Source organism: Nakamurella panacisegetis, assembly GCF_900104535.1.
Lineage (GTDB): Bacteria > Actinomycetota > Actinomycetes > Mycobacteriales > Nakamurellaceae > Nakamurella > Nakamurella panacisegetis.
Genome location: NZ_LT629710.1, coordinates 3,327,399 through 3,339,994, shown reverse-complemented (window position 1 = coordinate 3,339,994; position 12,596 = coordinate 3,327,399). Strand labels below are relative to the sequence as shown.

The 12,596-nt window shown below is 70.7% G+C and carries 9 protein-coding genes; 1 reads left to right on the top strand and 8 read right to left on the bottom strand.

The genetic code is table 11. The features are described from left to right. Positions 1-87: 87 nt before the first annotated feature. Positions 88-855 (top strand): sulfite exporter TauE/SafE family protein, encoded by a 768-nt coding sequence (locus BLS97_RS14935; protein ID WP_231988122.1) that lies wholly within the window; start codon positions 88-90, stop codon positions 853-855. 61 nt (positions 856-916) lie between these two features. Here BLS97_RS14935 and BLS97_RS14930 read toward each other — a convergent pair whose 3' ends face one another. The 8 genes from BLS97_RS14930 to BLS97_RS14895 all read right to left on the bottom strand — a co-directional run bounded on the left by BLS97_RS14930 (position 917) and on the right by BLS97_RS14895 (position 12,498). Then, positions 917-1,663 carry a cell division protein FtsQ/DivIB gene (locus tag BLS97_RS14930; RefSeq protein WP_090477150.1) on the bottom strand — a complete coding sequence of 249 codons (747 nt, stop codon included), beginning with the start codon at positions 1,661-1,663 and terminating at the stop codon, positions 917-919. After that, entirely contained in the window at positions 1,660-3,048 is a 1,389-nt protein-coding gene (gene murC, locus BLS97_RS14925) for a UDP-N-acetylmuramate--L-alanine ligase (RefSeq protein ID WP_090482302.1), read from the bottom strand. Before murC ends, BLS97_RS14930 begins: the two co-directional genes overlap by 4 nt. 65 nt (positions 3,049-3,113) lie before the next feature. Beyond that, on the bottom strand, positions 3,114-4,211 hold the full coding sequence (locus tag BLS97_RS14920) for a UDP-N-acetylglucosamine--N-acetylmuramyl-(pentapeptide) pyrophosphoryl-undecaprenol N-acetylglucosamine transferase (RefSeq protein ID WP_172832381.1): 1,098 nt from the start codon (positions 4,209-4,211) through the stop codon (positions 3,114-3,116). 5 nt (positions 4,212-4,216) lie between these two features. Beyond that, on the bottom strand, positions 4,217-5,893 hold the full coding sequence (gene ftsW / locus BLS97_RS14915) for a putative lipid II flippase FtsW (protein ID WP_090477145.1): 1,677 nt from the start codon (positions 5,891-5,893) through the stop codon (positions 4,217-4,219). A gap of 237 nt (positions 5,894-6,130) precedes the next feature. Beyond that, complete coding sequence (gene mraY / locus BLS97_RS14910) at positions 6,131-7,222, bottom strand: phospho-N-acetylmuramoyl-pentapeptide-transferase (RefSeq protein WP_090477142.1); 1,092 nt, start codon at positions 7,220-7,222, stop codon at positions 6,131-6,133. Next, positions 7,219-8,739, bottom strand: a complete 1,521-nt coding sequence (locus BLS97_RS14905; RefSeq protein WP_090477140.1) for a UDP-N-acetylmuramoyl-tripeptide--D-alanyl-D-alanine ligase — start codon at positions 8,737-8,739, stop codon at positions 7,219-7,221. Before BLS97_RS14905 ends, mraY begins: the two co-directional genes overlap by 4 nt. Continuing rightward, the gene (locus BLS97_RS14900; protein WP_090477138.1) at positions 8,736-10,337 is read right to left on the bottom strand and encodes a UDP-N-acetylmuramoyl-L-alanyl-D-glutamate--2,6-diaminopimelate ligase; all 1,602 of its coding nucleotides are present in this window, start codon (positions 10,335-10,337) and stop codon (positions 8,736-8,738) included. Before BLS97_RS14900 ends, BLS97_RS14905 begins: the two co-directional genes overlap by 4 nt. Before the next feature lie 31 nt (positions 10,338-10,368). After that, entirely contained in the window at positions 10,369-12,498 is a 2,130-nt protein-coding gene (locus BLS97_RS14895) for a peptidoglycan D,D-transpeptidase FtsI family protein (protein ID WP_172832281.1), read from the bottom strand. Between the last annotated feature and the right edge of the window lie 98 nt (positions 12,499-12,596).

Sequence of the window (12,596 nt, the reverse complement as noted above, 5' to 3'; positions counted from 1 at the left end):
CTTTTTCACATCCCGCGCGCACCCCGAACGGTTCCGACACGCAGTGTTGCAGAAGGTGCGCCCTTGGACCACCTAGGGTCAGCGACTGTGACGTCCGTACTCGGCAGTGCCGCCATGCTCCTGGCGGCCGGGTTCGGCGCCGGGATCACCGGTTCGACCGCCGGGCTGGCCTCCCTGATCTCCTACCCCGCCCTGCTGGCCCTGGGGCTGCCGCCGGTGACGGCGAACGTCACCAACACGGTCGCCCTGATCGGCAGTTCCGTCGGCTCGGTGTCCGGGTCGCGATCCGAACTGCGGGGACAGGGGCCGGACATCCGTCGTTGGATCGGCATCGCGATCATCGGGGGCGCCCTCGGCGCCACCTTGCTGCTGACCACACCGCCCGGGGTGTTCCAGCATCTGGTGCCGTATCTGGTGGCGGGCGCTTCGGTCCTGTTGCTCGCCAGCCCGTCGTTGCGGGCCATCCGGGCCAAGCGTTCGAAAGAGACAGCAGCGCTTGAACATTCGGGCCCACTCGTGCCGGTGACGTTGTTCTTCACCTGTCTGTACGGCGGCTATTTCGGCGCCGCGGCCGGTGTGATGATCCTGGCCCTTCTGCTGCTGGGCACCGACAAGTCGCTGCCGGCAGCCAACGCGGTGAAGAATCTGCTGCTGGGCGTGGCCAACGCGGTCGCCGCCGTGGGCTTCGCCGTCTTCGCCGACGTCCGCTGGGCGGCGGTGGTGCCGCTGGGCATCGGTTGCGTGCTCGGTGGTCGGATCGGCCCGGCCATCGTCCGCCGGGTCCCGCCGACGCTGATGCGGACCGTCATCGCGGTGGCCGGCTTCGCACTGGCGGTGAAGCTCTGGCTGGACTGACCCGGACCCGACCCGGAGGCGCAGCGCCGCCCGTTGTGGAATCGCCGCGGGCTGCTCCGCGTCAGTGGCTGATGGTCAGGATGTCCGGGTCCGACACGTCATAGGTCTTGCCCGGCTGTTGCAGGGCGGCCGGGAGGATCTGCATCTTCTTGGCCCCGTCGTCCGGGCTCCCCCAGAGGACGGTGCGCCCGTCCTTGAGCAGCAGTTGCACGTCGTACGCGGATCGCGCGCTGATCGAGGCGACCAGCGGCTTGACCTGCGCCTTCAGCTCGGCGGCGACGGAGAGGGCGGCAACGGTGGCCGCGTCTCCGGCTCCGGGGGTGGCCAGCTGGAGGGTCAGCAATCCGGCCGGGACGTTCGCGGCGGAGACCCTGATGTAGGGATCGCCGTCGTGATCGAGCAACCACATCGAGCCGTTGGCCTTGGTGACGGCGACCGGGACGCGCTGGGTCACGGTGATCACCACGGCGTTGGGCCAGTGCCGGGCGACCGTGGCCGTGGCGACCTCGGGCACGGCCAGGACGCGGCGACGTGCCGCGTCCAGATCGATGTTGATCAGTGGTGTTCCTTCGGCGATACCGGCCGCTGCCCTGACCTCGTCGGAGACGTCACCACTGAGGTCGCCGCCGCCGGCCGCCACCTCCAGCTGCTGCAGCCCGAACACCGGCGTCCGATAGACGACGTACGCGCCGGCACCGACGATCGCCATCAGGACGAACGCGGCCAGCCAGTAGGGCCAGGTCCGCCTGGGAGGCCGGGTGGTGAGCGTACGGGCCGTCGGCCGGACCGGCGTCTGCGTCATGGTCATCGGTGCTCCAGGTATTCCAGCAGCTGCGGGCCGAGCATGGTGACGTCGCCGGCGCCCATCGTGATCACCAGGTCACCCGGTCGCGTCAGGTCACCCACGACCGACGGCACGGTGGCCAGCGAGGGCAGGTAGTGGACCTGGACATCGCCAGACGCCGTGATCTGCCGTGTGATCAGCTCGCCACTGACCCCGGGCACCGGGTCCTCCCGGGCACCGTAGATGTCGAGCACGACGACCACGTCGGCCGCCGAGAGGGCCCGGGCGAACTCGGCGGCGAAGCTGACGGTGCGCGAGTACAGGTGGGGCTGGAACACCACGACCAGGCGACCCGGGGTATCGGCGGCGGCGAGGACGGAACGAGCGGCCAGCAGCTGGGCCGCCACCTCGGTCGGGTGGTGCGCGTAGTCGTCGTACACCGAAACACCGTCGGCCCGGCCCTTGTACTCGAAACGGCGGCGGACACCGGTGTATCCGGACAGGCCGGCCGCCATGGTGCCGCCGGGCACCCCGAGGGCCATGCCCGCGGCCAGTGCGGCGACCGCGTTGGACAGCATGTGGGCGCCGGGCACGTTCAGTCGCAGCAGCACATCGACACCGCCGGTGACCTGCACGGCCGCCGTGCCGCCGTGTCCCGCCGGACGGTGGTCGGTGATGCGGAGGTCGGCGCCTTCGCCGAAACCGTAGGTGATCAGCCGGGGCGCGCCCGGTTGGCCGGCCAGTTCGGCCTGCAGCGCCGCCGTGCCCGGATCGTCAACACACAGCACCAGGAAACCGCCGGGCGTCACGCGCTGCACGAACTGCCGGAAGACCTCGGTGTAGGCCGCGGCCGTGCCGTGGTGGTCGAGATGATCCGGTTCCAGATTGGTGATGATGGCACCGTGTGGCGCGAACGCCAGGAAGGAGCCGTCGGACTCGTCGGCCTCGGCGACGAACACGTCACCGGTTCCGTGATGGGCCCCGGAGCCGGACTCGTTCAGTTCACCACCGATGGCGAACGACGGGTCGAGACCGGCCGCCTGCAGGGCCACCGTGAGCATCGACGTGGTCGAGGTCTTCCCGTGGGTGCCGGCCACGCACACGCTGCGGTACCCGGTCATCAGCGCGGCCAGCGCGACCGCGCGCTGGACGACGGGGATGCCGCGGCGGCGGGCCTCGACGATCTCCGGGTTGGACGGACGGATCGCGGTGGACACGACGAGCACGGTCGGCCCCCCGGGCAGCAGGTCGAGATTCCCCGCCGCGTGACCGATCGCGGTGCGCACGCCACGCTGGGCCAGTCCGGTCAGCACGTGCGAACCCTTGGCGTCGGAGCCGGACACCGGCAGTCCGCGATCGGCCAGGATGCGGGCGATGGCGCTCATCCCGGCCCCGCCGATGCCGACCATGTGGACACGCGCCAGCGAGGTGCCGTCGTCGGTGGTGGGAACTTGCGGGGCCGGTTGCGGGCTGGTCACCGTGTGTCCTTGCTGTGTGCGGTATCGAGGACGATCCCGGCGATCACCCGGTCGGCGTCCTGGGTCGAACTGGTCGAGGCCGCGGCCGACATGGCGGCCAGCGCCGAGCGGTCCTTCACCAGCGGGACGATCCGGTCCAGGATCGCGGCCGGGGTCAGCTCGTCCTCGGAGATGATCACCGCGGCGCCCGACTGGGCCTGCGGGACGGCGTTCAGACGCTGCTCGCCGTTGCCGAACGCCAACGGCACGTACACGACGGGCACGCCCAACGCACCGATCTCGGCCACGGTGATCGCCCCGGACCGGGCCACGATCAGATCCGCGGCTGCGTAGGCCAGGTCCATTCGGTCCAGATAGGGCGTGGCCACGTAGGCCGGGGTGCCCGGTTCCGGCTCGGGCAGCACCACCGGTTTGGCCCGACCGTGTGCGTGCAGGACGCCCACTCCGGCCCGACCCAGGTCGGCGGCCACCGACGAGAACGCGTCGTTCAGCTTGATCGCACCGAGGGAGCCCCCGATGACCAGCAGGGTAGGCGCATCGGGGTCCAGTCCGAAGTACTCCCGCGCCTCGGGCCGCAGCGCCGCCAGGTCCAGCCCGGACAGCGACCGACGCACCGGATTGCCGACCACGCGAGCGCCTTTGAGGCAGGACCCGGGGACGGCCGCGACCACGACCGCGGCCAGCCGCGCGCCGATCTTGTTGGCGATACCGGCACGCGCGTTGGCCTCGTGGACCACCACCGGCACCCGGTGCCGCAGCGAGAGCCGGGCGGCCAGGTAGGCCGGCAGGGAGACGTAACCGCCGAACCCGACGACGATGTCGATGCGGTCCTTCTTGATCACCTTCGACGCGGCCCGGACAGTGCCGATCAGCCGGCCCGGAATCCGCAACGCCTCGAGGTTGAGCTTGCGCCGGAACTTGACCTCGGGGACGAGTTCGAGGCGGTAGCCGCGTTCCGGGACCAGGATGGTCTCCAGACCGCCGGCCGTGCCCAGACAGGTGATCCGCACGGTCGGGTCGGCCGCGACGAGCGCGTCCGCCACCGCCAGGGCCGGTTGCACGTGGCCGGCGGTGCCCCCGCCCGCAATCAGCACATTCGTCATGGACGTACCGTACGGCCGCGGCGGCCGTCGCCCCGCTCGTCCCGTCGGGCCGGCTCGGCCCGCCGTCCGGCTCGCGGATCGACCCGTCGGGCCGGACTGCGATCGACGAAGGCACGGCCCTCGAAGTCCCGGACCTGAGGTTCGGGAGCCGGCCGACGGCGGGGTTCGGATGTGCGGCTGCGGACCGGTGCGGCGGCCGCCCGCCGTTCGGCCGGACGGCGCCCGCCCGTGCGGTCGGAACGTTCGTCGTCGTACCGGTCGACTCCGCCCGTGGCCCTCCGGGCCGCCGTGGCCGACGGCGAGTACCGCCGCCCGGCCTCGCGGGCCGGCGTTCCACCGCCGGCCTTGCGGGAGCGGGCGGCCGCCGGGTGGACCTTGCGCTCCGGGCGGGCCTTGGCCGGCTTGGGTGCCTTTCGCGGTTTCGAGGGCTTGGGACCGGTGACGCCGATACCGAGGAAACGGGCCATCCGACCCGGTCCCTGCGAGTGCAGCGCGGCCGCGGCCTGCGGTTCCCGACGGGCGAAGTTGGCCAGCAGTCCGAATACCACCATGGTGATGACCAAGGACGTCCCGCCGCGGGAGATCATCGGCAGCGGGATGCCGGTCACCGGCAGCAGGCCGACGACGTAGCCGACATTGATCGCGGCCTGGCCGACCAGCCACACCGTGGCCGCGGCGGCCACGATCTTGATGAACGGATCGGTGTTGCGGCGGGCGATCCGCAGGCCCGTGTAGGCCAGCATGCCGTACAGCACGAGCAGCAGCCCGGCGCCGATCAGGCCCAGTTCCTCGCCGATGATCGCGAAGATGAAGTCGGAGTCGGCGTTGGGCAGCCAGCCGGTCTTGGAGATCGACTGACCGAGCCCGGCGCCGAAGATGTGCCCGTGGGCCAAGCCGTACAGGCTCTGCTTGATCTGAAACGTCGAGGCATCCGAGGCGGTCGACGGGTGCAGCCACGCCACGACCCGGGCCGATCGGTAGCCGGCCGAGTTCGCGAGGTAGACGACCAGGGCGATGGCGCCTCCGCTGAGCGTGGCGAACATCCACCACGGGGCCCCGGCGAACCAGAGCACGGCGATGAAGACGATCCCGAGGCTGACCGTGGTGCCCAGGTCCGGTTCCAGCATGATCAGGCCGACCATGCACACGAACACCGGCAGCACCGGAATCAGCAGGGCGCGCAGCGATCGCAGGGTGTTCCGCCGGGCGGCGAGGACGTGCCCCATCCAGATCAGTAGGGCCAGCTTGGCCACCTCGCTCGGCTGGAACTGCACCGGCCCGAGGGAGATCCAGCTCCTGGCCCCGCCGACCGTCCGGCCGACCACCAGCACCGCGGCGAGCAGCAGGATCGACACGGCGACCATCGGGAAGGAGAAGGTGCGCAGGACCCGGGTGGAAATGCGGGCGGCGACCACGAATCCGATCAGGCCGATCGCGGCGAACACCGCCTGGTTCTCAAAGGTGGCGAAGGACGACCCGCCGTTGTCCTTGTACGAGGCGATCGAACTGGCCGACAGCACCATCAGCAGACCGAAACCGAGCAGCAGGAAGAAGATGGCCGTGATCAGATGCCACGAGGTCATGGGTCGGTCGAGCCAGTCCTTGGCCGCGCGACGGACCGTGGCGAGCACCGACGGCCGGATCGGCTTGGACGCGGGGTTGGCCGCGGTCACGAGCTCTGTTCCCGCGCGCCGGACAGCACAGCCCGGAAATCACTGCCACTGTCGCTGCGCGCCCGAACCTCAACCATGACTTCATGGTCGGGCCCCGCGGTGGCCATCCCCGGGACATTCGGCGCGTGTCGGAAAACTGACCCGACGGGCTTGCCCGACGGCGTCGATCCGGGCCGGGACGGGCGCGCCGGAGGTCGGCCGGCCCGGACGCTCAGCGGACGGGCCTCATGGGACTGCTCAGCCACCGGTTCTGGTCAGCCATTCCGCGTAGAACAGGGCCGCGCCGAGGGCCGCCGACATGGCGGCGAGCAGCCAGAACCGGACCATGACGGTGGTCTCGGTCCAGCCGCCGACCTCGAAATGGTGATGGAACGGGGCCATCTTGAAGATCCGGACCTTGCGGGTCTTGTAGACCGCGATCTGGAGCACCACCGACAGCATCTCCACCACGGCCAGACCGGCGATGACGACGGTCAGCAGCTCCGTCTTGGACAGGATCGACAGGCCGGCGATGAGGCCACCGAGGGCCAACGACCCTGAGTCACCCATGAAGATCCGGGCCGGGTGCGCATTCCACCAGAGGAAGCCGACACAGCCGCCGAGAGCGGCCCCTGCCACCACGGCCAGGTCGAGCGGATCGCGTACGTCGTAGCAACCGTTGGCGGCGGCCCCGGCCAGGTCGATCGAACAGGAGTTGCGGAATTCGTAGAAGCAGATGAACACGTAGGTCCCGACCACCATGACCGACGAACCGGCGGCCAGCCCGTCGAGACCGTCGGTGAAGTTGACCGCGTTGGACCAGGCGGCGATGACCAGGATGGCGAAGATGACGAATCCGATGGCGCCGAAGGTGATGAACTTCAGATCCCGGGCGTACGACAGGTGCACCGAGGCGGGTGCGACGCCGTCGGCGTTCTTGAACAGCAGGGCCAGCACCGCGAACGACACCGCGATGAACGTCTGGCCGACCAGCTTGGCCCGCTTGTTCAGACCCAGGCTGCGTTGCTTGCGGATCTTGATGTAGTCGTCCAGCATCCCGACGAACCCGAGTCCGGTGGTCAGGTAGAGCAGCAGCCAGGCCGACGCCGTCGGGCCTGCGCCGCCGGTCGCCCGCTGGATGCCGATCGACACCAGATAACCGGCCCACATCGCGATGATGATCGCGGTGCCACCCATGGTCGGGGTGCCCCGCTTCTTCAGGTGCGTCTGCGGGCCGTCGTCGCGGATCTCCTGGCCGAAGCCCTGCCGGGAGAAGACCTTGATCAGATAGGGCGTCAGGAGAATGGAGACCACCAACCCGACGACCGCAGCGATCAGGATGGATTTCACGCGCTCTCCTGCCCGTTCGACGATTGCTGGATGGAGCTCGTGGGTGGGGTATCTCCGGGAAGCGGCGCCGCGAGCTCGGCCAGTACCGCGGCGGCCACCCGGTCGAGGCCGACCGAACGCGATGCCTTGACCAGCACTACGTCTCCCGGCTCCAGATCGCGGCGCAGGATCACCAACGCGGCGTCGAGATCGTCGACGATCTCGCTCTCCCCGCCCCAGGAGCCTTCCAGATGCGCACCGAGGTGCAGGGCCCGGGCCCGTTGTCCGACAACGATCAGCCGGTCGACGCCCAGCCGGACGACCAACCGTCCTATCTCGTCGTGGGCCGGTTGGGACAGCGGACCCAACTCGGCCATCTCGCCCAGGACGGCCCAGGTGCGCCGATGCTCGCCGATCACCGCGAGAGCCTGCAGGGCGGCCTTCATCGAGTCCGGGTTGGCGTTGTAGGCGTCGTTCACGACGGTCACGCCGTCGGCCCGCTCGGTGATCTCCATGCGCCACTTCGACGCGGCGGTCGCGGCACTCAGAGCGCCCGCGACCTGTTCGACGGTCAGGCCGACGGCCCGCCCGACGGCGGCCGCGGTGAGGGCGTTGGAGACCTGGTGGGCACCGACCACGGTCAGCGCCACGGGTGCCGACCCCTCCGGGGTGACCAGCGTGAAGTGGGCCCTGGCCTGCGGATCGGTGACCACATCACGCGCCCGGACCGTCACGTCGGGTCCGGTACCAACGGTGACGACGGCCGCGGTGGTCCGGGGCGCCATGGCCCGCACCCGCGGATCGTCCGCGTTCAGGATGGCCACTCCCCCGGCGTCCGCCGACGGAAGGGCCTCGACCAGCTCCCCCTTGGCCCGGGCGATCGCGTCGACGGTGCCGAACTCGCCGATGTGGGCGGTCCCCACGTTCAGCACCGCACCGATGAGGAGCGGAACCGAGCGGGCCAGGGTCGCGATGTGACCGATGCCCCGGGCGGACAGTTCCAGCACCAGGAAGCGGGTTCGTTCGGTCGCCCGCAACGCGGTGTAGGGATGACCGAGCTCGTTGTTGAACGACTCCGGCGGGGCGATCACGGTCTGATCCTCCGCGTCGGTCGTCTCCGACCCGCCGCCGGTCCCGGCCCGGAGCACCGCGGCGATCATGTCCTTGGTGGACGTCTTCCCGGCCGAGCCGGTGACTCCGACGACGGTGAGCCCGGTCCGTTCGACCAGGGCCGCCACACTCACCCCGGCCAGAACCGACAAGGCCTCCAGCACGGCGTCGTTGTCCGCCACCCGGAGCAGCGGGAGCGCGGATCCGGGGGTCTCCTTCGAGCCGAGCACGGCGACCGCCCCGGCCTGCCGAGCCGTCTCGGCGAAGTCGTGGCCGTCCACCCGCTCCCCGACCAGCGCGACGAACAGGGCACCGGAGGTGACCCGGCGGGTGTCGAACTCGACGCTCGTCACAACGGCGTCGCCGCCCGCCGCCGGTGGGGTCACGCCGATCGCCGTGGCGATCTCGCGCACGGTCATGGCGATCATCGGTCCCTGCTTTCCTGCACCGGCGCGAGCGCGGGCTGGTCGTTGGTGCGGTGTCCGAGAGTCGCCAGGGCGGCCTGCGCCTCGACCCGGTCGGAGAACGGATGGATGACGCCACCGACATCCTGGCCCTGTTCGTGCCCCTTCCCGGCGATGACGACGGCGTCGCCGGGACGGGCGGCCGCGATGGCCGTCCGGATCGCGTGCTGCCGATCGCCGATCTCGGCCAGGCTGACCTTGCCGGGCCGCCCGCGCGGGCCCGGGTTCCTGGCCCCGGTCAGGACGGCGGCGCGGATCGCCGACGGCGGTTCGGATCGCGGATTGTCGTCGGTGACGATCAGCAGGTCGGCCAGCGCGGCGGCGGCGGCGCCCATCATCGGTCGCTTCGCCACGTCGCGATCGCCGCCGGCTCCGACCACCACGATCAACCGGCCGGTCAGACCGGTGGCGATGGCTTCGAGTACCGCCGACAGCGCAGCCGGCTTGTGGGCGTAGTCGACGACCACGAGGAACGGCTGGCCGGCGTCGACCCGCTCCATCCGGCCCGGGACCACCACACGGCCCATCGCCTCGGCCGCGCGTTCGACGTCGCGTCCGGCCGCGGCCACGCAGGCCAGGGCGACCAACGCGTTGGCCACGTTGAAATGCCCGGGGAGGGCCAGTTCGACCGGCAACGGCGCCCCGGCCGGGCGGTGGGCGGTGAACCGCTGGCGGCCCGCCCCGGCGGTGCGCACGTCGGTCACGGTCCAGTCGGCCCGGCGGTCGGGGCGGATGGAGACGGTGGCCGCGTCCGGGTGGAGCGCGGCCAATCGGGTCCCGTACTCGTCGTCCACGTCGATGACGCCGGTGCGGGCCCGCCCGTCGAACAGCATGGCTTTGGCCTGGAAGTACGACTCCATGTCGGGGTGGAAGTCGAGGTGGTCCTGCGAGAGGTTGGTGAACGCGCCGACCTCGAACCGGGTGCCGGCCACCCGGCCGAGCGAGAGCGCGTGCGAGGACACCTCCATCGCGACGGTGTCCACCCCCTGTTCGACCATCACGGCGAACAGGGCCTGCAGATCCGGAGCCTCGGGAGTGGTCAGCAGGGACTTGCTGGGCCGCCCGTCGATGCGGGTCTCCACCGTGCCGACCAGTCCGACCCGGTGGTCCGGGCCGGCCAGAGCCGCTTCCAGGAGGTAGCCGGTGGTCGTCTTGCCCGAGGTGCCGGTGACACCGATGACGGCCAGCGATCGGCTCGGGTCGCCGTAGACCCGGGACGACACCGCCCCGAGGACGGCCCGCGGGTCCTCGACGACCAGCACCGGAACGGCCGGGTCAGCGCCGATCGCCGCCGCGCCCGCCCGGTCGGTGAGCACGCAGGTGGCGCCGGCCCGGATCGCGTCGGCGGCGAAGACCGCACCGTGCACCCGCGTGCCCGGGAGCGCGGCGAACATATCCCCCGGCCTGACCCCCTGGGCACGGAGGGTGATGCCCGTGACCTGCGGATCGACCGAACCGGCGGGAAGGTCGGAGCCCGCCGACCGGGCGAGCGACCCGAGCGGAACGCCGACGACCGATTGTGGTCGGAGCCCGCGGTCGGGAGATGCAGATGATGTGGACACGTCGGTGAAGGCTACCCGGCTCGCTGGGTGGTCACTGGCCCGTCGGGGGGACGTACAGGTTGTAGATGGGCGCCGCCGTCTTCGATGGCGGCACGTCGGCCGAGCGCAGCGCGTACGAGGCGATCTTGTGGAACAACGGGGCCGCACTGTCGCCACCCTCGGATCCGTTGACCGGGGCGTCGATCATGATCGCGATGGCGTACTTGGGGTTGTCGGCCGGGACGATCCCGGCGAACGTCGCATTGGTGAGCGTCTGCGAGTAGGCCTTGGTGGTCGGGTCGACCTGCTGCGCGGTGCCGGTCTTGCCGGCCACCTGGTAGCCGGTGATTGCGGCCGAGGTGCCGGTGCCCTTGGTGTACCAGTTGCCGCCCTGGATCGGGCCCCGCAGCATGTCGAGGAGGGTCTGCGCGGTGGTCGCCTTCATCACCCGGGTGCTCGACTTGATCTTGGCCGGGGTGTAGACGCCGTTCTTGGTGGTTCCGGCGATGATGGTCGGCGCGACCATCACGCCCTTGTTGCCGATCGCCTGATACATGTCGACCAGTTGCAGCAACGTCATGCTCACGCCCTGACCGATCGGCAGGTTGGCGAAGCTGGTGGCCGACCAGTTGGCCTGGTCCGGGTAGTAGCCGGCGGACTCGCCGGGCAGTTCGATGCCCGTCTTACGGCCCAGACCCATCTTGGCCAGCTCGGCCGCGAAGGTGTTGGCGCCGACCTTCTGCGCGATCATCAACGTGCCGACGTTGGACGACTTGCCCAGGATGCCGGTGGCCGTCATCTGCACCGGGCTGTGCGCCCAGGCGTCATGGATCTGTCGGCCGCCCATCGAGATCTGCCCGTCGACCAGGAACTGGGTGGTCGGAGTGATCAGGCCGCGTTCGATGGCGGCGGCGAAGGTGACCACCTTGTTGACCGAGCCCGGTTCGAACGGCGTGGTGACGGCCAGGTTTCCGGTCTGCGCGGGTGTCTTGCCCGGTTGGTAGCAGGCCATGGCCAGGATCTGCCCGTCGCCGATGCCCTTGACGACAGCACATCCGCCCTTCGCCTTGGACGCGTTGACCTGGGCGATGAGCTGCTCGTTCAGGGTGTACTGCAGGTCCTGGTCGAGGGTGAGCCGGATGCTGGTGCCGTCGACGGCCGGCGTGACGTTGGTGACGGTGTTGGGGATCGCGCTTCCGGTGTTGTCGATCTGTACCGTGCGCGAGCCGTTCCGGCCGGCGAGCAGACTGTTGAACTTCGATTCGATCCCGGCCATGCCGGTCGAGGTGCCCTTCGACCCGTCCCATTGGGTGTAGCCGACCACCGAGGCGGCCAGGCTACCGTCGGGGGTCGACCGGATGTCCTGCGCCTCGGTGACGACCGCGTTGATCAGCTTGTTCTGTTCCTTCTGGGACGCCTTGGGAGCCGACAGCACCTTGGCCACCTTGGCCATGATGGACGTCGCCATGGCCGGCATGACCGCCCGCGCCAGGTACACGTACTTGTTCTTGGACCGCATCTGCTTCAGCAGCGTCGCGCGATCGACGGCCGATCCGAGGGCCGCGACCAGGATGTCGGCGACCTGGACGCGCTGCTGGTCGTTCTGGAAGTCGGCCGGACGGGCCGCGATGGCCCGACCCTCCACGGTGAACGCCAGCGGTGTGCCGTTGCGATCGGTGATGGAGCCACGCTCACCGTGCAGGGTGAGGGTGACCTCCTTCTGGTCGAGGCCAGTGGTCGCCAGGGCCTGTGCATCGACCGTCTGGATGGTGATCAGCTTGCCGAGCGCGGCGGCGAGCAGGGTCAGCACGACGGCCAGCGCCACCTGATTGCGGCGGCGGTGATCGACCCGCGCGGCGCGGTCCCGACGGGTGCGGCGGCCGCGCTGCGACACCGCCTGGGGCTTGCGTCGAGGGCGCTTGCGCGGTGGGGCGGCGGGGCTCCGGACCGTGCCTCGGGGAGCAGCCGGCACATCCGAGCGGACCGGCCGGCGGCGAGGCTCATCCCCCGCCGTCCGTCCGCGGGCCGGCGTCGGACGGTTCGCGACCGGCGCCGCTCCGGCGCCGCGGCGCGGGTCCCGGGGGTTGCTGCCGTCGGCGCGACGGTTCGACCGGACCGGATCGGACGGCTGGTCCGCCTTGCGGTAGTCCCGGTAGGGATCGTCCCGGTAGGGATCGGACACCGTCGCGGCGCCCCGGCCGGCAGTGGGCTCGCGTCGGGGGTCGGTTCGGGTGCGCGGGTCGGGTCGGTTTCGCGGGTCCGGTCGGTTCCGCGGGTCGT